The sequence below is a fragment of the Pseudoduganella sp. GW821-FHT05F09 genome, assembly GCF_059419605.1.
Genome location: NZ_JBWKSD010000003.1, coordinates 545,212 through 569,183, shown reverse-complemented (window position 1 = coordinate 569,183; position 23,972 = coordinate 545,212). Strand labels below are relative to the sequence as shown.

Annotated in this window: 25 protein-coding genes; 11 read left to right on the top strand and 14 right to left on the bottom strand. The window is 65.9% G+C overall.

Features of this window, described 5'->3' with window-relative positions; translation table 11 throughout:
* Window positions 1-91: 91 nt before the first annotated feature.
* From AC07S4_RS12400 to AC07S4_RS12365, 8 genes are all read left to right on the top strand, one after another.
* Window positions 92-721 carry a hypothetical protein gene (locus tag AC07S4_RS12400; protein WP_494986939.1) on the top strand — a complete coding sequence of 210 codons (630 nt, stop codon included), beginning with the start codon at window positions 92-94 and terminating at the stop codon, window positions 719-721.
* Window positions 721-1,266, top strand: a complete 546-nt coding sequence (locus tag AC07S4_RS12395; RefSeq protein ID WP_494986938.1) for a TlpA family protein disulfide reductase — start codon at window positions 721-723, stop codon at window positions 1,264-1,266. The genes AC07S4_RS12400 and AC07S4_RS12395 overlap by 1 nt, the downstream gene beginning before the upstream one ends.
* 83 nt (window positions 1,267-1,349) lie before the next feature.
* On the top strand, window positions 1,350-1,787 hold the full coding sequence (gene aroQ, locus AC07S4_RS12390) for a type II 3-dehydroquinate dehydratase (RefSeq protein WP_494986937.1): 438 nt from the start codon (window positions 1,350-1,352) through the stop codon (window positions 1,785-1,787).
* Window positions 1,788-1,877: 90 nt separating this feature from the next.
* On the top strand, window positions 1,878-2,345 hold the full coding sequence (gene accB / locus AC07S4_RS12385) for an acetyl-CoA carboxylase biotin carboxyl carrier protein (RefSeq protein ID WP_161073859.1): 468 nt from the start codon (window positions 1,878-1,880) through the stop codon (window positions 2,343-2,345).
* Window positions 2,346-2,441: 96 nt separating this feature from the next.
* Entirely contained in the window at window positions 2,442-3,800 is a 1,359-nt protein-coding gene (gene accC, locus AC07S4_RS12380; protein ID WP_494986936.1) for an acetyl-CoA carboxylase biotin carboxylase subunit, read from the top strand.
* Window positions 3,797-4,732, top strand: coding sequence for a 50S ribosomal protein L11 methyltransferase (gene prmA, locus AC07S4_RS12375; protein ID WP_494986935.1), 936 nt, complete (start codon window positions 3,797-3,799; stop codon window positions 4,730-4,732). The genes accC and prmA overlap by 4 nt, the downstream gene beginning before the upstream one ends.
* A 15-nt stretch (window positions 4,733-4,747) precedes the next feature.
* On the top strand, window positions 4,748-6,136 hold the full coding sequence (locus AC07S4_RS12370) for a DUF3426 domain-containing protein (protein ID WP_494986934.1): 1,389 nt from the start codon (window positions 4,748-4,750) through the stop codon (window positions 6,134-6,136).
* Window positions 6,137-6,145: 9 nt separating this feature from the next.
* The gene (locus tag AC07S4_RS12365) at window positions 6,146-7,087 is read left to right on the top strand and encodes a carbohydrate kinase family protein (protein WP_494986933.1); all 942 of its coding nucleotides are present in this window, start codon (window positions 6,146-6,148) and stop codon (window positions 7,085-7,087) included.
* 53 nt (window positions 7,088-7,140) lie between these two features.
* On the opposite strand, the gene AC07S4_RS12360 is transcribed toward AC07S4_RS12365, so the two are convergent.
* Together AC07S4_RS12360 and AC07S4_RS12355 are read right to left on the bottom strand one after the other, a co-directional pair.
* The gene (locus tag AC07S4_RS12360; protein ID WP_161073883.1) at window positions 7,141-7,653 is read right to left on the bottom strand and encodes a YggT family protein; all 513 of its coding nucleotides are present in this window, start codon (window positions 7,651-7,653) and stop codon (window positions 7,141-7,143) included.
* Between the two features lie 93 nt (window positions 7,654-7,746).
* Entirely contained in the window at window positions 7,747-7,929 is a 183-nt protein-coding gene (locus tag AC07S4_RS12355; protein ID WP_494986932.1) for a hypothetical protein, read from the bottom strand.
* Window positions 7,930-7,978: 49 nt separating this feature from the next.
* Between AC07S4_RS12355 and AC07S4_RS12350 the strand changes: the two genes are divergently transcribed.
* Window positions 7,979-8,857, top strand: a complete 879-nt coding sequence (locus AC07S4_RS12350) for a hypothetical protein (RefSeq protein ID WP_494986931.1) — start codon at window positions 7,979-7,981, stop codon at window positions 8,855-8,857.
* A 101-nt stretch (window positions 8,858-8,958) separates the two neighbouring features.
* A complete protein-coding gene (locus tag AC07S4_RS12345) occupies window positions 8,959-9,330 on the top strand; it encodes a hypothetical protein (protein ID WP_494986930.1) in 372 nt (123 codons plus the stop codon).
* 197 nt (window positions 9,331-9,527) lie between these two features.
* Here AC07S4_RS12345 and AC07S4_RS12340 read toward each other — a convergent pair whose 3' ends face one another.
* Window positions 9,528-10,418 (bottom strand): LysR substrate-binding domain-containing protein, encoded by an 891-nt coding sequence (locus AC07S4_RS12340; RefSeq protein ID WP_494986929.1) that lies wholly within the window; start codon window positions 10,416-10,418, stop codon window positions 9,528-9,530.
* Window positions 10,419-10,536: 118 nt separating this feature from the next.
* Here AC07S4_RS12340 and AC07S4_RS12335 point away from each other — a divergent pair, with 118 nt between their 5' ends.
* The gene (locus AC07S4_RS12335) at window positions 10,537-10,923 is read left to right on the top strand and encodes a RidA family protein (protein WP_494986928.1); all 387 of its coding nucleotides are present in this window, start codon (window positions 10,537-10,539) and stop codon (window positions 10,921-10,923) included.
* On the opposite strand, the gene AC07S4_RS12330 is transcribed toward AC07S4_RS12335, so the two are convergent.
* The 11 genes from AC07S4_RS12330 to AC07S4_RS12280 all read right to left on the bottom strand — a co-directional run bounded on the left by AC07S4_RS12330 (window position 10,920) and on the right by AC07S4_RS12280 (window position 23,845).
* Window positions 10,920-11,426, bottom strand: coding sequence for a hypothetical protein (locus AC07S4_RS12330; RefSeq protein WP_494986927.1), 507 nt, complete (start codon window positions 11,424-11,426; stop codon window positions 10,920-10,922). The genes AC07S4_RS12335 and AC07S4_RS12330 overlap by 4 nt on opposite strands.
* Window positions 11,427-11,456: 30 nt before the next feature.
* Complete coding sequence (locus tag AC07S4_RS12325) at window positions 11,457-12,038, bottom strand: hypothetical protein (protein WP_494986926.1); 582 nt, start codon at window positions 12,036-12,038, stop codon at window positions 11,457-11,459.
* Window positions 12,039-12,242: 204 nt separating this feature from the next.
* Window positions 12,243-13,343 (bottom strand): ribonucleotide-diphosphate reductase subunit beta, encoded by a 1,101-nt coding sequence (locus AC07S4_RS12320; protein WP_494986925.1) that lies wholly within the window; start codon window positions 13,341-13,343, stop codon window positions 12,243-12,245.
* 59 nt (window positions 13,344-13,402) lie between these two features.
* The gene (locus tag AC07S4_RS12315; RefSeq protein WP_494986924.1) at window positions 13,403-16,327 is read right to left on the bottom strand and encodes a ribonucleoside-diphosphate reductase subunit alpha; all 2,925 of its coding nucleotides are present in this window, start codon (window positions 16,325-16,327) and stop codon (window positions 13,403-13,405) included.
* Window positions 16,328-16,713: 386 nt separating this feature from the next.
* Entirely contained in the window at window positions 16,714-18,306 is a 1,593-nt protein-coding gene (locus AC07S4_RS12310) for a sigma-54-dependent transcriptional regulator (protein ID WP_494986923.1), read from the bottom strand.
* Window positions 18,307-18,347: 41 nt separating this feature from the next.
* Window positions 18,348-20,087, bottom strand: coding sequence for a sensor histidine kinase (locus AC07S4_RS12305; RefSeq protein ID WP_494986922.1), 1,740 nt, complete (start codon window positions 20,085-20,087; stop codon window positions 18,348-18,350).
* Window position 20,088: 1 nt separating this feature from the next.
* A complete protein-coding gene (locus tag AC07S4_RS12300; RefSeq protein ID WP_494986921.1) occupies window positions 20,089-20,406 on the bottom strand; it encodes a PP0621 family protein in 318 nt (105 codons plus the stop codon).
* A complete protein-coding gene (locus AC07S4_RS12295) occupies window positions 20,403-21,206 on the bottom strand; it encodes a cytochrome C assembly family protein (protein WP_161072754.1) in 804 nt (267 codons plus the stop codon). The genes AC07S4_RS12300 and AC07S4_RS12295 overlap by 4 nt, the downstream gene beginning before the upstream one ends.
* Window positions 21,207-21,245: 39 nt before the next feature.
* Window positions 21,246-22,037, bottom strand: a complete 792-nt coding sequence (locus tag AC07S4_RS12290) for an ABC transporter ATP-binding protein (protein WP_494986920.1) — start codon at window positions 22,035-22,037, stop codon at window positions 21,246-21,248.
* Complete coding sequence (locus tag AC07S4_RS12285; protein WP_494986919.1) at window positions 22,037-22,867, bottom strand: ABC transporter permease; 831 nt, start codon at window positions 22,865-22,867, stop codon at window positions 22,037-22,039. Before AC07S4_RS12285 ends, AC07S4_RS12290 begins: the two co-directional genes overlap by 1 nt.
* Before the next feature lie 9 nt (window positions 22,868-22,876).
* The gene (locus AC07S4_RS12280; protein ID WP_494986918.1) at window positions 22,877-23,845 is read right to left on the bottom strand and encodes an ABC transporter substrate-binding protein; all 969 of its coding nucleotides are present in this window, start codon (window positions 23,843-23,845) and stop codon (window positions 22,877-22,879) included.
* Window positions 23,846-23,972: the final 127 nt, after the last annotated feature.

Below are 23,972 nucleotides of genomic sequence, written 5' to 3'. Positions count from 1 at the left end.
GTTGAGAGTGCTTGGGGAACACGAACAGTCTGTCAGGACGGTGATTTTACCTGACGCGTGGCCTCTTCCGGTTCAGAGTATGATCTCGGACATGACGCCTCCCCCAAACGATGACATTCAGCTACTGCGCGCGCAGATCGCGGCGGCCGCCGCGCGCCTGATCGCGGCCGACGGCGCCGACTACGGCACGGCCAAGCGCAAGGCGGCGCGCCAAGTGCTGGGCGAGCAGGCCGGCGCCAATGCCGGCGCCCTGCCCGACAACCACCAGATCGAGGAAGAGGTACGGCTGTACCACGCGCTGTTCAACGCGGACACCCAGCCGGCCCGTTTGTTCCGCCTGCGCACGGTGGCGCTGCAGGTGATGGAAGCGCTGGAGCAGTACAATCCCTTCCTGACCGGCGCCGTGCTGAACGGCACCGCCGGGCCGCACGATGACATCCATTTGCAGCTGTTTGCCGACAGCGCCAAGGAAGTGGAGATCTTCCTGTTAAATAAGAACCTGAATATCGACCTGTCGGAAACGCCGCACTTCAAGGGGCCGCGCTACGAGCCGGTGGAGACGGTCAGCTTCCTGTGGCAGAAGGAAGGCGTGCACGCGGCGCTGTATGAACTGGACGATATGCGCGGCGCGCTGAAGGCCCGCAGCGACGGCAAACCGTTGCGCGCAGACATCGCCGGCGTGCGCGCGCTATTAATAACTAGTACTCACCAAGAAACATAATGTCTAAAAAGAACTATCTCGTATATGCGGCGATCGCTATCGCCTGCGGCGGCGCCGGCGTGTGGGCCAGCCTGCACAACAACCAGCCTGCCGCCGTGGCTGCGGCGCCGGCCGCGCCGCTGGCAGCTCCGGTGGCGGCGCTGTTCCAGCAGAAGCTGAAGGACGGCAAGGGCGTGGAGCAGGCGCTGGCGCAATGGCAGGGCAAGCCGCTGGTGGTCAATTTCTGGGCCACCTGGTGCGGCCCCTGCGTGGAGGAGATGCCGGAACTGTCCGCGCTGCAGGGCGAGCAGGCCGGCAAGGGCCTGCAAATCATCGGCATCGGCATCGATAGCCCCACAAACATCGCCGAATTCGCGGAAAAACACAAAATCGCCTATCCTGTGTACGTGGGCGGCATGAGCGGCACGGATTTGTCGCGCCAGCTGGGCAACGCCCATGGCGGCCTGCCGTTTACCGTGCTGATAGGGGCCAACGGCCAAGTGAAAAAGACCTATCTGGGCCGCCTGAAGTTCGATGAGCTGCGTGCAGATCTTGCAAGTATGTAAGAAAATCGGCAATATATTTTTACTTGCCAAGGGTCGCTGTTGACGGCAAAATGCGAAACTTTCGCGGAAATTGGTCTGGACACATGGCAAAAAAACTCCTGTTGCTGAATGGCCCCAACCTGAATTTGCTGGGGACGCGCGAGCCCGAAGTGTATGGCCACGACACGCTGGCCGACGTGGAGCGGGCGGCGCAGGCGCAGGCGGCGGCGGCAGGCGCGCAGCTGGCCAGTTTCCAGAGCAACCACGAAGGCGCGCTGATCGACCGCATCCACGCCGCGCGCGGCGAGGGGGTGGACGCCATCGTGATTAATCCGGGCGGTTTGACGCACACCAGCGTGGCCCTGCGCGATGCGCTGGCCGGGGTGGCGATACCGTTTATTGAAGTCCATATTTCGAACATTTACCGGCGCGAGGAATTCCGCCACCATTCATTTCTCAGCGCGGTCGCGCAAGGAACGATCTGCGGACTGGGCATAGACGGGTATCGCTTAGCCATCGACTTTGCCCTTAAAATCCGTTAATCTACGCGATCTGCGCGCATTTATCGCGGCGACGCCCCACAAAGGCTTGCTGCCCACAATCACATAACAAAGATACACAGGGAGTCTCAGATGGATCTACGCAAGCTCAAGACGTTGATAGACCTGGTCGCTGAATCGGATATCGCGGAGCTGGAAGTGACGGAAGGCGAGAGCAAAGTACGCATCGTCAAGTCGTCGGCCATGCCGCAAAACCAAGTGGTGATGATGCAGCCGCAAGGCATGCAGCCACAATACCAGCACGCCGCCGCGCCGATGGCGCCGGCACCGGTCGCCAGCGTCCCGGCTGCCCCCGCTGAGCCTACCGGCCACGTGGTCAAGTCGCCTATGGTGGGCACCTTCTACCGTTCGTCCGCCCCCGGCGCGGCGGCCTTCGTCGAAGTGGGCCAGTCCATCAAGGAAGGCGACACCCTGTGCATCATCGAAGCGATGAAGCTGCTGAACGAAATCGACGCGGACGTGTCCGGCGTTGTGACCCAGATCCTGGTGGAAAACGGCCAGCCGGTCGAATTCGGCCAACCCCTGTTTGTGATCGGCTAAGTCGGACCCGCGGCCGTGGACACATCCACCGGCCGCTCCGATCTTCCGCACTCTCTCACCCTGGAGCAGCCGCTCCCCACAAACACAGAACCTGCCATGTTTGAAAAAATCCTCATTGCCAACCGCGGTGAAATCGCGCTGCGTATTCAGCGCGCCTGCCGAGAAATGGGCATCAAGACGGTGGTGGTCCACTCCGAAGCCGACAAGGACGCCAAGTACGTGAAGCTGGCCGACGAGTCGGTCTGCATCGGCCCGGCCTCCTCCGCCCTGAGCTATCTGAACATGCCGGCCATTATCAGCGCCGCTGAAGTGACCGACGCCGAAGCGATCCACCCGGGCTACGGCTTCCTGTCGGAGAACGCCAACTTCGCCGAGCGCGTGGAGAAATCCGGCTTCGTGTTCATCGGCCCGCGCGCCGAGTCGATCCGCATGATGGGCGACAAGGTGTCGGCCAAGCAAGCCATGATCAAGGCCGGCGTGCCCTGCGTGCCCGGCTCGGACGGCGCGCTGCCGGACGACCCGAAAGCCATCGTGCAGATCGCGCGCAAGGTGGGCTACCCGGTCATCATCAAGGCGGCCGGCGGCGGCGGCGGACGCGGCATGCGCGTGGTGCACACCGAGGCGGCGCTGATCAACGCGGTGGCCATGACCAAGGCGGAAGCCGGCGCCGCGTTCGGCAATCCGGAAGTCTACATGGAGAAATACCTGGAGAATCCGCGCCACGTGGAGATCCAGATCCTGGCCGACGAGCACAAGAACGCGGTCTGGCTGGGCGAGCGCGACTGCTCGATGCAGCGCCGCCACCAGAAGGTGATCGAGGAAGCGCCGGCGCCGGGCATCCCGCGCAAGCTGATCGAGAAGATCGGCGACCGCTGCGCCGAAGCGTGCCGCAAGATCGGCTACCGCGGCGCGGGCACGTTCGAGTTCCTGTATGAGAACGGCGAGTTCTACTTCATCGAGATGAACACCCGCGTGCAGGTGGAGCATCCGGTCACCGAAATGATCACCGGCATCGACATCGTGCAGGAGCAGATCCGCATCGCCGCCGGCGAGAAGCTGCGCTTCCGCCAGCGCGACGTGATGCTGGCCGGCCATTCGATCGAGTGCCGCATCAACGCCGAAGACCCGTTCAAGTTTACGCCGTCGCCGGGCCGCATCACCTCCTGGCACGCGCCGGGCGGCCCCGGCGTGCGCGTCGATTCGCACGCCTACGCCGGCTACTACGTGCCGCCGCACTACGATTCGATGATCGGCAAGGTCATCACCTACGGCGCCACCCGCGAGCAGGCCATCCGCCGCATGCAGATCGCGCTGTCGGAAATGGTGGTCGAGGGCATCCAGACCAACATCCCGCTGCACCGCGAGCTGATGGTGGACGCGCGCTTTATCGAAGGCGGCACCAACATCCATTACCTGGAACAGAAACTGGCAGCGATGCCTAAGGCGGGCGCATGAACTACGTAGAAATCGTCATCGAGGTCGCGCGCGACCATGCCGAGGCGCTGTCGGACGCGCTGATGGAAGCGGGCGCCCTGTCCGTCTCGGTGGAAGATGCCGATGAAGGCACGGACGCCGAGAAGCCCCTGTTCGGCGAGCCGGGCATGGAGCCGGAAGAGGCGGCGTGGGACCATTCCCGCGTGGTGGCGCTGACCGGCGAGGACGCCGACCAGGCGGCCATCGTGGCGGAAGCGGCCGCCGCCATCAGCCTGGCCGAGGTGCCGAAGTTCACGCTGCGCGGCGTGGAGGAGCAGGACTGGGTGCGTTTGACGCAGTCGCAGTTCGAGCCCATCCACATCGGCAAGAACATCTGGGTGGTGCCGAGCTGGCACGAGGCGCCGGACGCCAACGCGCTGATCCTGGAGCTGGACCCGGGCCTGGCCTTCGGCACCGGTTCGCATCCGACCACCCGCCTGTGCATGGAGTGGCTGGAGGCGCATCCGGCGCCGGGCAAGACGGTGCTGGACTACGGCTGCGGTTCGGGCATCCTGGCCATGGTGGCCAGGAAGCTGGGCGCGGGCGCGGTGGCGGGCGTGGACATCGATCCGCAGGCGATCGAGTCGGCGCGCGACAACGCGCAGCGCAACCAGGTCGGCGAGATCGAGTACTTCCTGCCGGACAGCTTCGCCGAGTCGGCGCACGCCACGGCGCGCTTCGACACCGTGGTGGCCAATATCCTGTCGAGCCCATTGAAGCTGATGGCGCCGATGCTGTCGGGCCGCGTGGCCGACGGCGGTTCGCTGATCCTGTCGGGCGTGCTGGCGCGCCAGGCCGAGGAAGTGGCGGCCGCGTATGCGCCGTTCATCAAGCTGGGCGTGTGGGCTGAGCTGGACGGCTGGGTAGCGCTGCACGGCGTGCTGGGCAGCGACACTGTTCCACCGGCCCGCTAAGCTCGCGCTAGCCCGATGGCGCTCGCCACCAAATGCCCCCACTGCAACACGATATTTCGGGTCGCCCACGACCAGTTGAAATTACGTGGGGGCATAGTGCGCTGCGGCGCCTGCAATGAAGTCTTCGACGGCAATGCCGCGCTGGTGGAGCCGGCGCTCAAGCAGCCCGTCATTATCGATCTGCCAGCGGCGCCCACTCCGGCGCCCACCTCCTCCCCTGAACTCGACGCCCTGATCACCACGCTCGACGCGCGCGCCGAGGACGAGGAGCTGGAGGCCGAGCCGGCGCCTGATCCGATCCCGGTCCCGGTCCCCGTCACACCCGGCGTTGAGACCTTCGACCTGGACCTCGATCTTGATGTGGACGTCGACCTGGACGCCGCGCTCGAGGACGAGCCGGTTGCGGAGCCGCTCAGCGTGCCGCCCGCCGCCGAGGAAGATGCTTCCGAAGACGCGCTGCCGGTGCACGAGGCCGAGCCGCCACGTCCTGAATATCCGCCCCTGTCCGCGCTGGATGATGAAGACCGCGAAGACCGCCTGGATGCGCCGCAGGAGGACGCCGACGGCCGCCGCGAGCCCACGCTGGATCTGCCCGACGAGCACCTGACCGCCGTCGCGCTGCACGACAGTTTCGAGCTGGACGCCTTCCCGCCCCGCAGCGAGGAATTCCCCGAGGCTGCGGAGCCGCGCCTTGAACCCGGCGCCGCCGAAGCCGACGACGATGACGACGTCGTCACGCTCTCCAGCGCGGCCACGGCTGCGGCCACCGCGACTACAGCCAGCAACGCCGCCACCGGCCCCGCCACGCCGGTCTCCTCCGGCCAGACCGGCCGCAATGCGGACAGCGCGGACGACGACGAACCCGGCTTCGTCAAACGCGACCGCCGCCGCAAGCAGGTCGGCAAAGCCGCCCGCATCGCCATGGCGCTGGGCGTGCCGCTGCTGCTGGCCGCGCTGGCCGCGCAGGTGCTGGGCACCTTCCGCAACCCGCTGGCGGCCGCCGTGCCCTCGCTCAAGCCGGCGCTGGTGTCGGCCTGCGCGCTGGCCGGCTGCACGGTGGACCTGCCGGCGCAGATCGACGCGCTGAGCATCGAACAGGGCGAGCTGCAAACGCTGGCCGACAATGTCTTCAGCTTCACCACCACCTTGCGCAACGGCGCGCGCACCGCGCAGGCCTGGCCGCACATCGAGCTGATACTGAACGACGACGCCGGCAAGCCCGTGCTGCGGCGCGTGTTCGCGCCGCGCGACTATCTGGCGCCGGCGGCCAATGCCGTCAATGCGGCCGGCGCGGCGGACATGGCCAAAGGCTTCGCGCCGCGTTCCGAACAATCCGTGAAGCTGTATTTCGAACTAGCCCAGGTCAAGGCATCGGGCTATCACATCGCTGTTTTCTATCCATAAGAACCTATCATGAACCAGACCTCCCTGATCTGCGGATCGCTCGCCATCGACTTCATCATGCAGCATGAAGGCCGCTTCGCCGACAGCCTGCTGGCCGACCAGCTGCACAAGGTGAACGTGTCCTTCCTGGTGCCGACCATGCGCACCGAGTTCGGTGGCTGCTCCGGCAATATCGCCTACAACCTCAAGCTGCTGGGCGGCGAAGGCCGCATCGTCGGCGTGATGGGCCAGGACAGCGGCCCTTACCTGGCGCGCCTGCAGAAGCTGGGCATCTCCACCGCCAACATCCTGATCAAGGGCGACGCCTACACGGCGCAGTGCTTCGTGACGGCCGACAGCGAGAACAACCAGATCAACGCCTTCCACCCGGGCGCCATGTCGTTCGCGCACGAGAACCCGGTGGCCAACGCCGGCCCGGCGCGCGTGGCGATTATTTCGCCGGACGGCCACCTGGGCATGCTCAAGCACGCCGACGACCTGGCCGCGCTGAACATCCCCTTCATGTTCGATCCGGGCCAGCAGATGCCGATGTTTAACGGCGAACAGCTGATCGCCTTCATCGACAAGGCCACCTATGTGACCTGCAACGACTACGAGATCGAGCTGCTGATGTCGAAGACCGGCCTGACGCTGCAGGACATCGCCGGCCGCCTGGAGGCGCTGATCGTCACGCGCGGCGAGCAGGGTTCGGAGATCTACACCGGCGGCCAGCGCATCGACATTCCGGCCGTGGCGGCCGAGGCGGTGCTGGATCCGACCGGCTGCGGCGACGCTTACCGTGCAGGTCTGCTGTACGGCATTACGCATGATCTGAACTGGGAAACCACCGGCCGCCTGGCCAGCCTGCTGGGCGCGATCAAGATCGCGCACAAGGGCGGCCAGAACCACGTGCTGACGAAAGCGGAGATCGGCGAGCGCTTCGAGGCGGCGTTCGGTTACCGTTACGAATAAGGGCGCGCCGGTAGCGCCATGAAGAAGGGGACGCCGCGGCGTCCCCTTTTTGTTTATCGGCCGAACAGCATGCCCAGGACCAGCTGCGCGATCTGCAGCAGGATCAGGGCCACCAGCAGCGACAGGTCGAGATTGCCCACCAGCGGCACCACCTTGCGCAGGGGGCGCAGCAGCGGCTCGTTCAGGGCGCGGATGAAGGGCGCCAGCGGCGCGTGCGGGTTGACCCAGCTGAAGATCGCTTCGATCACCAGCATGGCCATGAAGCCGTACAGTATCCACTGCAGGAAGCGGTACAGCGCCGCCAGCAGCACGGTCTGCCACGCGGCGCCGACGAAGAACAGCACCGAGGTGGCCAGGAACACGATCAGGAAGGCGCCGATCAGGCTGGCCCAATCGAAGCCGCCCACGCCCGGGACCACCCGGCGCAGGGGGCGCACCAGCCAGTCGGATAATTGGAAAGTGAATTGCGCCACCGACGATGGCGGACGCACACGGATGGCTTGCATCCAGAAGCGCAACAACAGGACAGCGCCGAGCAAACCGGCGACGGTGTCCACTATCAGCATGACGATACTAAGCACGGGCTCCCTCCATAAAAAAACCGCTGTGTGATTGTCTCACACAGCGGCCTCGCCTCATAAGGCTAGCGACGACTCAGCTCAGGATGGACGGGTGCTGGTCGGGAATGGCCAGGCGGCGGCCGGGGTCGGCGCGGTCTTGGCGCTTGGTGCGGCAGCCGGTGCGGCGGCAGCAGGAGCAGCAGGGGCGGCAGGCTTGGCGGCTTCCTTCTTGGGAGCGGCAGCTTTAGGCGCGGCTGGCTTTTTCGCGGCCGGCTTGGCCACTACTGGAGCTGGCGCGGCCGGAGCGGCTGCAACCGGGGCAGCTGCCGGCTTGGCAACTGCCTTAACCGCCTTTTTTGCTGCTGGCTTGGCGACGCCTTTCGCCGCAGGCTTGGCTGCTGCTGGTTTGGCGGCTGGCTTGGCGGCTGGTTTAGCAGCGGCTTTCACGGCTGGCTTGGCGGCGGCTTTTTTAGCGGCTGGTTTAGCTGCCGGTTTGGCAGCGGCTTTCTTGGCTGCTGGCTTAGCTGCTGGCTTAGCTGCCGGTTTAGCTGCTGGTTTAGCGGCTGCCTTCTTGGCTGCTGGCTTGGCGGCTGGTTTAGCAGCGGCTTTTTTTGCAGTTGGTTTAGCGGCTGGCTTGGCGGCGGCTTTCTTGGCGGCCGGCTTGGCTGCTGGTTTGGCGGCGGCTTTTTTGGCTGCTGGTTTAGCGGCTGGCTTGGCGGCGGCTTTTTTCGCTGCCGGCTTGGCTGCTGGCTTGGCGGCGGCTTTCTTTGCTGCCGGCTTGGCTGCTGGTTTAGCGGCGGCTTTCTTCGCTACTGGCTTCGCTGCGGCTTTTTTGGCCACTGGCTTGGCTGCTGCTTTAGCGGCTGGCTTGGCTGCTGGTTTAGCGGCGGCTTTTTTCGCTACTGGCTTGGCTGCTGGTTTGGCGGCGGCCTTCTTCGCTGCTGGCTTGGCTGCCGGTTTGGCGGCGGCTTTTTTCACAGCTGGTTTCGCTGCCGGCTTGGCGGCGGCTTTTTTCGCTGCTGGCTTGGCTGCTGGTTTAGCGGCAGCTTTTACCACGGCCTTGGCGGCTGGTTTCGCGGCGGCTTTCTTGGCAACCGGTTTGGTGGCAGCGGCTGCTTTAGCCGCTGGTTTCTTTACTTCTTTCTTTGCTTTTGCTGTAGCCATTTTGGTCTCTCCTTCATCTAGAGATGAGAATTACGCACAAGATTAAAACCCGTCCGGCCCCCTGGCCAGGCGAATTATTCATCGGCGCAAACGGATGGTTTGCGCTAATGAATTCGGCACCAGCTGAACTGCTGCAACTCCTCACGTTTGCAGCGCTTCAGCCCCGACGCCGGCGTTCACGGAACGGCCGGCGCACTAAATCTTGTTACGATGTTGGCGGGTGGCGGGCGTGTGTTCAGCACCGGTGTTCCCCATCGCAGCCACATCACGTTTTTGTTTTTTGAAGAAAAAACCGCCCGGCCTGGTCATACCCAGGCAAGGCGGTCATCGCAAAAACGGTGTGGTCTTGTGCATACTCGTGCGTGTCTCGAATCCCATTTTGTTGATCGTTTTGCGGGCGCGCGCGGCAGAAAAAACCGCACAAAAAAAATCACGCAAATTCAATCTCGTAAATTACACGAAAACCTTGTCGGTGCGCAACCGGCACAACTCACTTTCGCACTCTTTTTTGCACGATAGGCGCGCTATCGCACATTAGTTCATCAAATGCGGACGCTGCGCGCCGATTTTTTCGCGCGCGGCGCGTCGCCGGCCGCGATCATGCGCGTGCGCGAAATGAAAAAATGCGCGCGCGTTTTTTCGATGCGCGGGCAAGGAAGCCTTGCGCGCACAGGCGCACTTTGGCGCGCACTTTGGCGCGCACTTTGGGGCGCCGATCAGTGCGCGCCGAAGTGCTCGCGCACCCAATGCCGCAGCACCGTCGTGGCCGGACGCGCCGACGCGCGCGCGCCGTACACCAGGTCGTAGCGGAAGCTGGGCAGCGACAATTCGAACGGCTGCACCAGCACGCCCGCAGCCAGTTCCTCCTCCACCAAAGTCAGGCTAAGCAGGCCGACGCCCTGGCCGGCGATGGTCGCTTGCACCGCGTGCAGTTCCTCGCTGAAGGACACGCCGGTGTCGGCGTCGATGCCGGCCGCGCCGGCGGCGGCCAGCCACTGGCGCCACTCGACAGCGCGCTCGTCGCCGCGCACCGCCTCGCCCCATTCGAAGTGGATCAGGGTGGCGCGGCGCAGCTCGCGCATGCTGCGGATGTTGAGCAGAGGACTGCACACGGGCGCGAAGCGGTCCTCGAACAAGTGCTCGACCAGCAGGCCGGGATAGAGGCCGCTGCCGTAGCGGATGGCGGCGTCGGCATCGGCGTCGAGGTCGACCAGTTCGTTGGACGCGTCCAGGCGCAGCGTCCAGTCGGGATAGGCGTCGCGGAAGGAGCCGGCGCGGGTGGCCAGGCGGCGCGCCATGAAGGCGACGGTGGAGGACAGCCGCGCCACCTGCGCACCCTGCGCGCGCACCAGCTGCTCGATGGCGCGCTCGATGCTGTCGAAGCCGTCGCGCAAGGTGGGGAACAGCTGGCGGCCGGCGGCGGTGAGGGTGACGCGGCGCGGGCCGCGCTCGAACAGCTCGACGCCGATGGCCTGCTCAAGGTGCTTGATCTGGTGGCTGACGGCGGTGGGCGTGACGTTCAGCTCCTCGGCCGCGTCCTTGAAGCTGAGGCGGCGCGCGGCCGCTTCGAACACGCGCAGCGCGCCAATGGCGGGCAGTTTTCTCATCTGGTCTATTGATTAGTTTTACTCATCTATTGGATGAGGAATGATCGTTTGCCGCCTTGGGGCGCTGTTCGCATAATGTGCTTCAGTTCATTTTAACTCAGTCATCGAAGGAGATGCCATGCAGCTGGAACAGATCCATACCACGCCCGATCCCTACGCGCCCTATCTGCTGTCGCAGGCGATCCGCGCCGGCGGGCTGCTCTATATATCCGGCCAGGCCGGGGTCGGGGACGACGGCGCCATCGTCGGCGCGGACGATTTCGATGCGCAAGCGGCGCAGGCTTTCCGCAATCTGGAGCGGGTGCTGCTGGCCGGCGGCTCGAACTTGCGGCGCGTCATCAAGGTGACCATCTACCTGACGTCGATGGCGCACTTCGAGCGCATCGTGGCGCTGCGCCGCCTGTGGTTCGCGCCGCCCTACCCGGCCGACACCATCGTCGAAGTGGCGGCGCTGTACGCGCCGGAGGCAATGATAGAGATCGAAGCCATCGCCGCCGTTGGCTAGTTCAGCGAGGCCGGGATGAAGCCCTGCTCGCCCAGCGCCTTGACCACGCCGCGCAGCAGGTAGCTGGAGGTGAAGGACAGCGAGTACTGCCGCGCGCCCTCGTGGATGGGCTGCAGCATCTTCCGGTCCACCTGCTTCCTGAGCTGGTAGGTGCGCTGCGCGTCGCCGAGTGCGGGCATGCCGGGTGCGAGGTCGGCGGACTTGGCGGTCTTCAGCTTCATCACGGTCAGCAGCACGGTGTGTTCGTCCGCAGTGATGAGGCCGCGCTCGCGCGATACGGCCAAAGCCGGGATCAGGATTTTTTCCTGGAGGTAGCCATAGTCGGCGAGGCGGTCGACCTTGCGCAATTCGTCGAGGATGCCTTGCAGGACGTAAATGCACCAGCCTTCAAGCGCAGCATCGTGGCCCAGGTCGGCGCGGGCCAGCATCTGATAATACTGGTCGCAGTCGTTGCAGTTGCCGAACGGGTGAATCCAGGCGAAGCCGTGATGGGCGGTTGCCACTTTGTCTGGCCTGGCCGGGATTATCCGGAATCACTCGTCCGGCAGCATGTCCTCCTGCCGCCGGCGTTTGGGGATGCGCTGCTCGGGACGCAGCGAGGCTTTGTGATGGACGTGCTCGACCAGGGCCAGGGTAGTTTGCAGCGCGTCGCTCATGGTGCGGGCGGCGGCGGCCATGGCTTCGACCGGGGACTGCGCCACGGGCCGCTGCGCCAGCGCGCGCTTCAGCAGGCAGGCCTGGGTCCAGTGCCGCTCGCCGTTCAGCCGCACCCAGACGTCGCGCCAGGCGTTGCGGCCGTGGCCCGCCACCATGAGGGTAAACTGCCGTGGCGAGACCGGCACGCCCTGATAGAGCAGCTCGTCGCCAACGACCTCGGCAAGGTAGCTTTCCTCGCCGTGGCGCATCCGGATCAAGCTACCGGAGGGCAAGAACAACTGCTTCCATTGATAGCCGCTCACCGGCTCGGCGGCGGCGCGCTGCGCGGCGATCCAGTGCTTGATGGCCAGCCTCAGCGCCTCGGCCACGCTCAGCGTGCTGCCGGAAGTGCGCAGGTAGTCGCGCAATTCGATGTGCGCCGCAGGCGGTATGCCTGCGAAATCCCTCTGCCTATCCATACTAATTCCCCTGTCTAATCGTGCCTCGTTTCGCCTATTCCTGTCTATTTGACAGCGGCGAAAAGAAAAAGTTCGTTTTAGGCGCAATTAGGCAGAATTAGGCACACCAATTCGACCTGTTAGGCAGAGGGGGCTGCGCGGGCTCACCGCGCCCCCATAAAAAAACCCGGCGCATGGCCGGGTTTCTGGTGAAGCAGAAACGGATCAGTCCCAGTTCAGGGCGCCGCCGGTCTGGTATTCGGTAACGCGGGTCTCGAAGAAGTTGCGTTCCTTCTTCATGTCGATCATCTCGCTCATCCATGGGAATGGATTCTCAGGCTGGTCGAACAGCGTTTCCAGGCCGATCTGGGTGGCGCGGCGGTTGGCGATGAAGCGCAGGTAGCCCTTGAACATGGCCGCGTTCAGGCCCAGCACGCCGCGCGGCATGGTGTCTTCCGCGTAGGCGTATTCCAGCTCCACGGCCTTCAGGAACAGGCCCTTGATCTCTTCCTTGAAGGCAGGCGTCCACAGCAGCGGATTTTCCATCTTGATGGTGTTGATCAGGTCGATACCGAAATTGCAATGCATGGACTCGTCGCGCAGGATGTACTGGTATTGCTCGGCGGCGCCCATCATCTTGTTCTGGCGGCCCAGCGCCAGGATCTGGGTGAAGCCGACGTAGAAGAACAGGCCTTCCATCAGGCAGGCGAACACGATCAGCGACTTGAGCAGCTTCTGGTCGTTTTCCACGGTGCCGGTGGTGAAGGCCGGGTCGGTCAGCGTGTTGATGAACGGAATCAGGAACTCGTCCTTGTCGCGGATCGACTTCACTTCATTGTAGGCGTTGAAGATTTCCTGCTCGTCCAGGCCCAGCGACTCCACGATGTACTGGTAGGCGTGGGTGTGGATGGCTTCCTCGAAGGCCTGGCGCAGCAGGTACTGGCGGCATTCCGGCGCCGTGATGTGGCGGTAGGTGCCCAGCACGATGTTGTTGGCGGCCAGCGAGTCGGCGGTGACGAAGAAGCCCAGGTTGCGTTTCACCAGGCGGCGCTCGTCTTCGGTCAGGCCATTCGGGTTCTTCCACAGCTCGATGTCGCGCTGCATGTTCACTTCCTGCGGCATCCAGTGGTTGGCGCAGCCGGCCAGGTATTTGTCCCAGGCCCATTTGTACTTGAACGGCACCAGCTGGTTGACGTCGGTCTGGCCGTTGATGACGCGCTTGTCGTCGGCATTCACACGGCGGGCGATCTGCTCGGCAGTGCCTTCGGCGTTGAGTGGTGCGTGGGGTTGCGCGGCAGGCGCAGTTTCTTCGTCCCAGGACAGCATGATATTTCCTTCTTGAATTGGCAAACGGACCGCGCACGCGGCGCGGTCCTCCTATTGTATTACTGGCAGGCTTCGCATTCCTCGAAACCGTCGTCGCCAGGACGCAGGTAGCAGGCGGCGCCGTCTTCCTCGGAAGCAACCGGAGCGGCCGCGGCAGGGGCAGCAGCCGCCATGGCGCTCGCCGACATGCCGCCGTCCACGGCCACCGCGTTCAGCGCGCCGGTCTTGGAGGTCGATTTCTCCATGTGGGTGGCGGCGATGGTGCGCAGGTAGTAGGTGGTCTTCAGGCCGCGCAGCCAGGCCAGCTTGTAGGTCTCGTCCAGCTTCTTGCCCGACGCGCCAGCCATGTAGATGTTCAGCGACTGGGCCTGGTCGATCCACTTCTGGCGGCGGGAAGCCGCTTCCACCAGCCAGCTCGGCGACACTTCAAACGCGGTGGCGTAGATGTCGCGCAGGTCCTGCGGCACACGGTCGATCTTCACCAGCGAGCCGTCGAAGTATTTCAGGTCGGCGATCATGACCTCGTCCCACAGGCCGCGCGCCTTCAGGTCGCGCACCAGGTAGGAGTTGATCTCGGTGAACTCGCCCGACAGGTTGGACTTCACGTACAGATTCTGGAAGGTCGGTTCGATGCAGGCCGACACGCCGATGATGTTCGAAATGGTGGCGGTCGGAGCGATCGCCACGCAGTTCGAGTTGCGCATGCCGAACTTGGCGATGCGCTCGCGCACCGGGGTCCAGTCCATGGCGGCCGAGCGGTCCTGCTCCAGGTAGCCGGCGCCGCGCTCTTCAGCCAGCAGCGCGATCGAGTCCTGCGGCAGGATGCCGCGGTCCCACAGCGAGCCTTTGTAGGACTCGTAGTGGCCGCGCTCTTCGGCCAGCTCGGTCGACGCCAGGTAGGCGTAGTAGCACACCGCTTCCATCGAGGTGTCGGCGAAGCTCACGCATTCCTGCGACGAGAACGGCACGCGCATCATGTGCAGGCAGTCCTGGAAGCCCATCACGCCCAGGCCGACCGGACGGTGGCGCATATTGGCGTTGCGGGCCTTGTCGACCGCGTAGTAGTTGATGTCGATCACGTTGTCCAGCATGCGCATGGCGGTGCGGATGGTCTTCTGCAGCTTCACGTGGTCCAGCTTGCCCTCTTTCATGTGGGCCGGCAGGTTCACCGAACCGAGGTTGCAGACGGCGATCTCGTCCGGACCGGTGTTCAGCGTGATCTCGGTGCACAGGTTGGACGAGTGCACCACGCCCACGTGCGACTGCGGCGAACGGATGTTGCACGGGTCCTTGAAGGTGATCCACGGGTGACCGGTTTCAAACAGCATGGACAGCATCTTGCGCCACAGGTCCAGCGCGGCGATCTTCTTGAACACGCGCATTTCGCCGGCGGCGGCCTTGGCTTCGTAGCCCAGGTAGGCCTGCTCGAAGGCCTTGCCCACTTTATCGTGCAGGTCCGGCGCTTCGGACGGCGAGAACAGCGTCCAGTCGCCCTTTTCCATCACGCGCTTCATGAACATGTCCGGAATCCAGTTGGCGGTGTTCATGTCGTGGGTGCGGCGGCGGTCGTCGCCGGTGTTCTTGCGCAGGTCGAGGAATTCCTCGATGTCCATGTGCCAGGTTTCCAGGTAGGCGCACACCGCGCCCTTGCGCTTGCCGCCCTGGTTGACCGCCACGGCGGTGTCGTTCACCACTTTCAGGAACGGCACCACGCCTTGCGATTTGCCGTTGGTGCCCTTGATGTGGGCGCCCAGCGCGCGCACCGGGGTCCAGTCGTTGCCCAGGCCGCCGGCGAACTTGGCCAGGAGTGCATTCTCTTTAATAGCGTCGTAGATGCCTTCCAGGTCGTCCGACACGGTGGTCAGGTAGCACGAGGACAGCTGCGAGCGCAAGGTGCCGGAGTTGAACAGCGTCGGCGTGGACGACATGAAGTCGAAGGTCGACAGCAGGTTGTAGAACTCGATGGCGCGCGCTTCGCGGTTCTCTTCGCGCAGCGCCAGGCCCATGGCCACGCGCATGTAGAAGGCCTGCGGCATCTCGATGCGCACGTCGCGCACGTGCAGGAAGTAGCGGTCGTACAGGGTCTGCAGGCCGATGTAGCCGAACTGCAGGTCGCGGTCGGCCACCAGGGCCTTGGCCAGCTTGGCCAGGTCGAACTTGGCCAGCTCGGCGTCCAGCAGCTCGTTCTCGATGCCTTTGGCGATGTATTGCGGGAAGTAGGTCAGGTACTCGGCGGCGGCTTTCGCCTGCGGCACTTCGTGGCCGAACACTTCCTTGCGGATGGTGTGCAGCAGGATGCGGGCCGTCACTTGCGAGTAGGCCGGGTCTTTTTCCATCAGCGCGCGGGCGGCCAGGATGGCGGACTTGTGCAGTTCCTCGACCGGCACGCCGTCGTACAGGTTCTTGACGGTCTCGGCCAGGATGGCGTCCGAGTCGACGTGCTTTTCCAGGCCGGAGCAGGCGGCGGCGATCAGGTCGCGCACTTCCTGCATCACCAGCGGACGGCGCACGCCGTTTTCGGTCACGCTCAGCTGCGGCTCGGCGGCGGCGGCGGCGCCTTGCGACTCCTTCTTGGCGCGGCGCTCTTCCATGTGCTTGGCGCGGTACAGCACGTAGGCGCGCGCCACGTCGTGCTGGCCCGAGCGCATCAGCGCCAGTTCCACCTGGTCCTGCACGTCTTCAATATGGAAGGTGCCGCCGGACGGCTGGCGGCGCACCAGCGCGCTCACCACGCCGTTGGTCAACTCTTCGACGATCTCACGCACACTGGCGGACGCGGCGCTCTGGCCGCCGTGCACGGCCAGGAAAGCCTTGGTCATGGCGACATTGATCTTGGACGGTTCGAACGCCACCACCGCGCCGTTGCGGCGGATGATGCGGTAATCGCCCAGGGCGCTGGCAGCCGTGGCCAGGCCGCTGACTGCGCCCGCCGATGCCGGCGCTTGTGGCGCCGGATTGTTGGTGATGTCTTGAGTTGATTGCATTGAAGCTCCCGGTTTAGCAGCGTGCTGCGCGCATGTTTTGTGAGAATAAAGTTCGTCGATTGCCCTAGAGCATCTTTGAACGTTTGCCAAGTTTTTTTACTACATCTAGTGAACTGGTCAAATTGTGCCACTAATTGTAGTGAGCCCGTGGGGTCTAGACAAGAGGGAAATTTGGCATTCGAGCACGAAATTTCTGTTGACTTTTAGGGACGCCCCGCCGTTCAGGCCGTAGCGGGTTAGCGGGCGCTCACCGACCTGGCGGCGGCGCCCCGGACCCGCCGCGCCCGCCCCGGGCGCCGCGCCTGCGGCACTGGCGTAAACGCAACATTGCCGCTTCATCCAGCCCCGGCCGGGCCGGCAAAAACCCGGCGGGCCAGCATTATAGTCTAAAGCCCGTCCGGCTCCTGGATGTTCAATTTTTGCATCTGGTAGCGCAGCTGGCGGAAGCTGATGCCCAGCAGGCTGGCGGCCTGGGTGCGGTTGTACTGGGTCTGCGCCAGCGCGCGCATGATGATGTCGCGCTCGACCTGGGCCAGGTAGTCCGGCAGATTGCTCGGCAGCGCATCCGGCGCCAGCGCACCCGGGGCCTGGGCGGGCGGCGCGCCCGCCGGGACCGCCGGCGCGGCGGCAGGCTGGGCGGCAGGCGGAGCGGAAAGCGGCGCGGCCGGCAGCGGCTGGTAGCCGGCCGGCGCGGCCGGCGCCGTCCCCGGGGCGCCCTCCTCCCGGCGCAGCTCGGCCGGCGGCGGCACGTAGCCGGGCGGCATGTCGCCCGCCCGGCCGCCCTTGAGCGCCAGGTCGCGCACCTCGATCACGCCGTCGTTGGCAAAGGCCAGCGCGCGCTCGAGGATGTTCTCCAGCTCGCGCACATTGCCGGGGAAGGCATAGCCGCGCAGCGCCTCCAGCACGCCCGGCCCCAGCACCACGCGCTGCTCGAAGGTGCCCAGCCGCGCCAGGATGGCGTCGGTCAGCACGCCCAGGTCGTCCGGGCGCTCACGCAGCGGCGGCAGGCTCAGCTCGATCACATTGAGGCGGTAGAACAAGTCCTGCCGGAATGCGCCGCGCTCGACCAGCTGCTCCAGGTTCTTGTGCGTGGCGCTGATAATGCGCACGTCCACCGGCTCCTCGGCGGTGGCGCCGATCTTGCGCACGCGCCGCTCCTGGATGGCGCGCAGCAGCTTGACCTGCATGGCCAGCGGCAGATCGGCCACCTCGTCGAGCAGCAGGGTGCCGCCGTTGGCGGCCTGGAAAAAGCCGTCGCGCTCGTCGGCCGCGCCGGTGAAGGCGCCCTTGCGGTAGCCGAAAAACTCGGCCTCCATCAGCGCCTCGGGGATGGCGCCGCAGTTGACGGCGATAAAAGGCTGGCCCGCGCGCGAGCTTTGCGCGTGGATCTCGCGCGCCGCCAGCTCCTTGCCGCTGCCGGACTCGCCGTTGATGGCGATCGGCGCCATCGAGCGCGCCAGCCGCGCGATCTGCGCGCGCAGCGCCTGGATCACGGCCGAGTCGCCCTTGAGCCGGCTGGCCGGCGCCGGCCCGCCGGCCCCGCCCGCGCCCGCGCCGCCGCCCCCGGCCCCGGCCGCGCCGGCCGGCGCGTTCAGGCGCAGCGCCGACTGCACCATCACGCGCAGCTGGTCCAGCGCCACCGGCTTGCTGATGTAGTCGAAGGCGCCGGCCTTGAGCGCCACCACCGCGTTGTCGGCGCTGCCGTAGGCGGTCACCACGGCGATGGGCGTGTTGCGGCAGCTGGCCGACACCTCGCGCACCAGCTCCAGCCCCAGCCCGTCGGGCAGGCGCATATCGGTCAGCACCAGGGCGTAACCGGCCCCGCCGCCGGCCTGCGCCAGGTAGCTGCGCGCCTGCGCCAGGTTTTCCGCGCTGTCGACGTCCAGCCCCATCTTGAGCAGCGTGATTTCCAGCAGCTCGCGCAGGTCGGCTTCATCGTCGACGACCAGCACGCGCGGGGAACTGCGGGGAGCACTCATGATGTCCTTCTTATATAGTGTGGATGGCGGCCCGGGCCGGTTCAGGCGTCCGGGCGCGCAAACGTGATCACGAAGCGGCCGCTGGAGCGGCGGCTGCCGTCGGCCTGCACCGCCGTGTCGTAGCGGTATTCGTAATCCAGCATGGCTTCGTTATTCAAGCACAATTCGCGCGCCAGATACAGGCCCAGGCCGGTGCCCTTGCTGGACGTGGTGTAGAACGGCTCGAACAGATGCAGCCGCACCTCGGGCGTGATGCCGGGGCCGTCGTCCTGCACGTGCAGCTCCAGGCCCGGGCTGCGGCCCTTGCCGCCGACCACGAACAGGCGGATGCTGGCCGGCCCGCCGCTGGCGTAGCGCACCGCGTTGTTGAGCAAATTGAGCAGCACTTCGCGCAGGTGCAGCGCGTCGAAGCGCACCTGCGCGCCCTCGCCCCCGCCTGCCGCCCCCGCCAGCCCGGCCGCCCCGGCCGCCCGCCCCGCCAGCGCGCCCACGTCCAGCTGCACGATGCCGGGCGCCAGCGCGTGCGTGTCCTGGAACTCGGCCGCCAGCTCGGCCAGGAAGCCGGCCAGCGCCAGCGGCTCGCTGTGCGGCTGCGCCTTGCGCGACAGCTGCAGGATGTCCTCCACCATGCGGTTTACGCGCGCCACATTGTCGCCCACGATCTTGAGCAGGCGCGTGTGCACCGGCCCGTCCAGGTCCTCGCTCAGCAACGCGGTGGCGTGGCCGATGGCCGACAGCGGGTTGCGCACCTCGTGCGCGATGCTGGCCGTGAGCCGCCCCATCGAGGCCAGCTTCAGGTCCTGGGCCTGGTTCTCGATGGCGGTCACGTCCTGCAGGAAAATCACGCTGCGCTCCACGCCCAGGCCCTCGGTCTCGACCGGCGCGAAGCGCACCTTCAGGTGCGCGGCCAGGTCGCGCCGCGCGCTCCAGGCCGCCGTCACCTCCTGCAGCGCCGGGTCGGTGTAGGGCTTGATGGTCAGGAAGGCCGTGGCCAGCGCCGGGTCGGCCAGCCAGTCGCGGTAGGCGCGCGCCAGCGGCGCCAGCGCCGGCAGCGCGTCCAGCGGGAAGGCGCTGTCGCCGGCCAGGCCCAGCATCTGCTGCGCGGCCGGGTTGCCGGCGTACACCTGGCCGTCCGTGCCCAGCACCACGATGCCGTCGCTCATATGCGCCATCACCAGCCGGTTGACCGCCTGCTGCACGCCGATCTCCACCCCGCGCCGCGCCGCCAGCTCCTCCTGGCCGATCAGCTTGGCGGCCATGCGGTTCACCACCAGCACCGCCGCCAGCAGGGCCGCGCCGAACAGGCCGGCCTGCAGCAAGGTGCTGTCGGCGTCCAGCACGGCTATCTGCCACAGCGCCGCGCCCAGCATGAACAGCGCCACCAGCGAGGCGGCGAACAGCGCCAGCACCAGCGGCGCCAGGATGGCCAGCCCGGCCAGCGGGAACAAATAGAGGATGGCCAGGCCGCTGCGCGCGCCGCCGGCGGCCAGGTAGAGCAGCGAGATCAGCGCCAGGTCGCAGGCGATCTGCAGCAGCAGCTGGCCCAGGAAGCGGCGCCGCAGCTTGGCCGTGAGCACGGCGAAGCCCAGCGCCAGCGCCAGGTAAGCGGCGCAGGCCTGGGCATAGAAATACGGCGCATGGCCGCGCAGGCCGCGGCTGTCCACGCTCAGGTAGGCCAGCAGCACCAGCGCGATCACCACGCGGGTGGCGTTCAGGGTTTGCAGCGAACGCCAGAACGTGTCGCGCGAGGCGGCCGTCAGCGCGTGCAGGCGCGCCGTCACGTCAGGACGCCGGCTGCTCGGCGTGCGCCTGGCTGCAGAAGTCGCGGCCGCCGCGCCGCACCGCTTCCGAGGCCGGGAAGAAGATGCCGCAGTGCGCGCAGCTGAGCATGGTTTCCGCCTCGGCCACCGCGCGCGCGCGCGCCTGCGACTGCGGCGTAGCGCCCTGGCGGGCGCGCGCCTCGGCTTCGGCCAGCTCGGCGGCGCGGCGCGCGGCCTCGCGCGGGTCGGGCTGCTGGGCGCGCGCGGCGGCGCGCAGCTTGCTGCGGATCGCCGCCACCACCAGGAATATCAGCGCCAGCCAGAACAAAATACGTGTCATGCCAATCCTCGATGCAAAACCACTTCCAGTACAAAACGGCTGCCGACATAGGCCAGCAGCAGGGTGGCGAAACCCGCCAGGGTGAAACTGAGCGCCGTCTTGCCGCGCCAGCCGCGGAAATGGCGCCCGGCCAGCAGCGCCGCGAACAGCAGCCAGGACAGCAGGGTGAACACCGACTTGTGGTCCCACTTGAGCGCCTTGCCGAACAGCTCCTCGGAGAACACGATGCCCGACAATACCGTCAGGCTGAGCAGCACGAAGCCGAAGCCTATCATGCGGAACAGCAGTTTTTCCATGGTCAGCAGGGCCGGCAGCTGGTCCAGCGCGGCCGACAGGAAGCCGCTGCGCTCGCCGCGCGTGTGCAGGCGCGACTCCTGCAGCGCCATCAGCACCGCGTGGAAGGCGGCGATGGTCAAGGTGGCGTAGGCCAGCGTGGCGATGGCGATATGCCAGCCCAGCATGCGCGCATTGCCGTCCAGCGCCACCAGCGCGCCGGGGAACACGGCCTGCAGCGCCGCCGCCAGCGCCGCGTTGGGCATGACGATGCGGCGCAGGCCGTCGAGCGCGAAGTTGCGGTTTTCCAGCCAGTAGGCGCCCACCGAGATCCACAGCGCGGCCGACAGCATGGCGGCAAAGCCGATGCGCAGCGAGCCCGGCGCGGCCACCGCCAGCCACAGGCTGGCCCCGTGCAGCAGCCAGGCCGCCGCCGTGACGGCCGAAATCAGCCCGGCCCGGCGCGGCGGCAGGACGGCACACACAATATAGAGCAGCGCGGCTGCGATCAAAAAATAAGTCTGCATGGGGATAAGTTTACACTATGCCGCGCGCGGCCACCGCCGCTAATCGACCGCCGCCATGCGCAGCTCGTCGTGGTGGTGGCGCTGCTGCTCCTCCATCACCAGTTGCCCCAGCTCGCGCTTGAGCGCGTTGAACTCCGGCGCGGCCGGGTCGCGCCCGCGCGGCAGCGCCACCAGCAGGTCGCGCTTGACGGTGCCGGGCCGGTAGGTCATGACCACGATGCGGTCCGCCATATAGATGGCCTCCTCGATGCTGTGGGTGACGAAAATAATCGTCTTCTTCAGCTCGGACCAGATGCGCAGCAGCTCGTCCTGCAGGTTGCGCCGCGTGAGCGCGTCCAGCGCGCCGAAGGGCTCGTCCATCAGCATGATGGGCGAATCGAGCGCCAGCACGCGCGCGATCGCCACCCGCTGCCGCATGCCGCCCGACAAATCCTTGGGAAAGCGGTTGCGGAAGTCGCTCAGCGACAGCATGGCCAGCAGGCGCGCCACCGTGGCCTCGATCTCGGCCTTGGGCTGGCCCTTGATCTGCAGGCCGAAGGCGATATTGTCGGCCACCGTCATCCACGGAAACAGCGCGTACTCCTGGAACACCATGCCGCGCTCCGGCCCCGGCGCCTCCACCTGCTGGCCGCCGGCCACGATGCGCCCGCTGGTCGGCGGCGCGAAGCCGGCCACCGCGTTGAGCAGCGTCGACTTGCCGCAGCCGGACGGCCCCAGCAGGCAGACGAACTGCCCCTGCGGAATCTCCAGATTGATGTCCTGCAGCGCCACCACGTCGCGCTCGGCGGTCTTGAAGACCTTGCCCACATGCTCAATGACGATCTGTGCCATCAGTGCTCCAGTCCCCGGTGCCAGCGCAGCAGGTAGTTGTTGAGGCGGTTCATGCCGACGTCGATGGCCAGGCCCAGCAGGCCGATGCTGATCATGCCGGCGATAATCTTATCGGACCAGAAATACTCGCGCGCCTCCAGGATGCGGAAGCCCAGGCCGTTGTTGACCGCGATCATCTCCGACACGATCACCACGATAAACGCGGTGCCGATGCCGATGCGCACGCCCGACAGGATGTACGGCACGGCGGCCGGCAGCATCACCCGCACAAACATGGTGGTGCCGGACGCGCCCAGGTTGCGCGCCGCCCTGATATAGATGCTGTCGACCTGGCGCACGCCGGCGATGGTGTTCATCAGCACCGGGAAGAAGGCCCCCAGCGCGATCAGGAACACGGCCGGCGGGTTGCCCAGCCCGAACCACAGGATGGACAGCGGGATGTAGGCGATCGGCGGGATCGGCCGCAGCAGCTGCACCAGCGGGTTGAGCCAGGCGTAGACGCGCGCGCTGGCGCCCATCGACAGCCCCAGCGGCAGGGCCAGCCCGGCGCCGATGACGAAGCCCACCACCACCCGGTACATGCTGCCCATGGCGTCGTGTATCAGCTCGCCCGAAAAGGCCCACGCCAGCCAGCTGCCCTGGTCCGCCGCGTAGGGCTGCAGCGGCAGCAGGTAGGCGATCCACTTCTCCACCACCGCCAGCGGCGAAGGCAGCACCTGCGGATTGACCCAGCCCAGCACCGCCACCGCCTGCCACACGGCGATCACCACCGCCGGCACGACCAGGCCCACGCCGACCTCGCGCCACGCGGACTTGAAAGAGAGCCCCATAGCGCCTCCTTATTTGACGTTCAGGCTTTTCTTGGCCGCGTCTAGCAGGTCGGTCTTGACCCAGTCCCTGGCCACCGGCGGCTTGGCCATCTTGCCCACGCCGGTTTTCACCATCACGTCGGTGGTGATCTGGATGTGCTCGGGCGTGATGTCGTAGGAATACGGCGAATTGCTGATCGCATCCTGGAAGTCGTCGCTGGTGATCTGGCCCTTGAACACCACCTCGCGCACATACTTCTCGGCCACGGCCGGCTGGTCGATAAAGGTCTTGGTGGCCTCGACGAAGCAGCGCATGAACTTCTCGGCCAGCGGGCGCTTCTCCTTATAGAACTTCTCCGTCATCACCATGGTGCGCACCGGTTCGCCGATCGGCGTGTCGTAGGGCTTGATGATCTCGGTACCGAAGCCCTTGTTGAGCGCCTGCGAGGACTGCGGCTCGGACTGCATCATGGCGTCGATATTCTTGCCCAGCAGCGCCTGGTTCAGGTCGGCGTACGCCAGGAACACCAGCTGCACGTCCTTGCCCGGCTGGTCGGACACGGTCAGGCCGGCCTGCTGCAGTTCGGCCAGCAGCAGCACCTCCTGGATGCCGCCGCGCGTCACGCCCACCTTCTTGCCCTTCAAGTCCTTGACCGACTTGAGCTTCAGGTCGGCGCGTCCCACCAGGCGCGCGCCGCCCTTGGCGAAGCCGGCCACCACCACGATGGGCGCGCCGCCGGCGCGGCCGGAAATGGCCGCCTCGGACGCCGTGGTGCCCACGTCCAGTTCGCCGGCGATAATCGCCTGCATCACGTCCAGGCCCTTGGCGAACATATGCTCCTCGACCTTGATGCCGCACTTGGGCGCGATCTCTTTTATATAGGAGACGGCGCCGTAATGCGCAAACTTCAGGTTCCCCAGCCGCACCACTTCCTGCGCCTGGACCGAACCGGAAAACACCACCGCCGCCAACACACTGCCGATCAGTTTCAGTTTCATGCCGTCTCCTCTATTTAAGGTGTGCGTCCATCATACCAAGCGTTCGTGTGCTTCAAGCAAGAATATAAAAAAATCAGTTCCACTGTGACAATGTGTGAATAAGACGCTATTTCATTTATGCATAATC

What these genes read in the sequence shown, in the direction of transcription:
- AC07S4_RS12300 (WP_494986921.1), bottom strand. Translation starts at nt 20,406, where the DNA reads ATGACACGTATTTTGTTCTGGCTGGCGCTGATATTCCTGGTGGTGGCG.
- AC07S4_RS12360 (WP_161073883.1), bottom strand. Translation starts at nt 7,653, where the DNA reads ATGCTGATAGTGGACACCGTCGCCGGTTTGCTCGGCGCTGTCCTGTTG.
- AC07S4_RS12335 (WP_494986928.1), top strand. Translation starts at nt 10,537, where the DNA reads ATGCAGCTGGAACAGATCCATACCACGCCCGATCCCTACGCGCCCTAT.
- AC07S4_RS12315 (WP_494986924.1), bottom strand. Translation starts at nt 16,327, where the DNA reads ATGCAATCAACTCAAGACATCACCAACAATCCGGCGCCACAAGCGCCG.
- AC07S4_RS12280 (WP_494986918.1), bottom strand. Translation starts at nt 23,845, where the DNA reads ATGAAACTGAAACTGATCGGCAGTGTGTTGGCGGCGGTGGTGTTTTCC.
- AC07S4_RS12320 (WP_494986925.1), bottom strand. Translation starts at nt 13,343, where the DNA reads ATGCTGTCCTGGGACGAAGAAACTGCGCCTGCCGCGCAACCCCACGCA.
- AC07S4_RS12290 (WP_494986920.1), bottom strand. Translation starts at nt 22,037, where the DNA reads ATGGCACAGATCGTCATTGAGCATGTGGGCAAGGTCTTCAAGACCGCC.
- prmA (WP_494986935.1), top strand. Translation starts at nt 3,797, where the DNA reads ATGAACTACGTAGAAATCGTCATCGAGGTCGCGCGCGACCATGCCGAG.
- AC07S4_RS12365 (WP_494986933.1), top strand. Translation starts at nt 6,146, where the DNA reads ATGAACCAGACCTCCCTGATCTGCGGATCGCTCGCCATCGACTTCATC.
- AC07S4_RS12310 (WP_494986923.1), bottom strand. Translation starts at nt 18,306, where the DNA reads ATGAGTGCTCCCCGCAGTTCCCCGCGCGTGCTGGTCGTCGACGATGAA.
- AC07S4_RS12285 (WP_494986919.1), bottom strand. Translation starts at nt 22,867, where the DNA reads ATGGGGCTCTCTTTCAAGTCCGCGTGGCGCGAGGTCGGCGTGGGCCTG.
- AC07S4_RS12395 (WP_494986938.1), top strand. Translation starts at nt 721, where the DNA reads ATGTCTAAAAAGAACTATCTCGTATATGCGGCGATCGCTATCGCCTGC.
- AC07S4_RS12295 (WP_161072754.1), bottom strand. Translation starts at nt 21,206, where the DNA reads ATGCAGACTTATTTTTTGATCGCAGCCGCGCTGCTCTATATTGTGTGT.
- accB (WP_161073859.1), top strand. Translation starts at nt 1,878, where the DNA reads ATGGATCTACGCAAGCTCAAGACGTTGATAGACCTGGTCGCTGAATCG.
- accC (WP_494986936.1), top strand. Translation starts at nt 2,442, where the DNA reads ATGTTTGAAAAAATCCTCATTGCCAACCGCGGTGAAATCGCGCTGCGT.
- AC07S4_RS12400 (WP_494986939.1), top strand. Translation starts at nt 92, where the DNA reads ATGACGCCTCCCCCAAACGATGACATTCAGCTACTGCGCGCGCAGATC.
- AC07S4_RS12325 (WP_494986926.1), bottom strand. Translation starts at nt 12,038, where the DNA reads ATGGATAGGCAGAGGGATTTCGCAGGCATACCGCCTGCGGCGCACATC.
- AC07S4_RS12340 (WP_494986929.1), bottom strand. Translation starts at nt 10,418, where the DNA reads ATGAGAAAACTGCCCGCCATTGGCGCGCTGCGCGTGTTCGAAGCGGCC.
- AC07S4_RS12370 (WP_494986934.1), top strand. Translation starts at nt 4,748, where the DNA reads ATGGCGCTCGCCACCAAATGCCCCCACTGCAACACGATATTTCGGGTC.
- aroQ (WP_494986937.1), top strand. Translation starts at nt 1,350, where the DNA reads ATGGCAAAAAAACTCCTGTTGCTGAATGGCCCCAACCTGAATTTGCTG.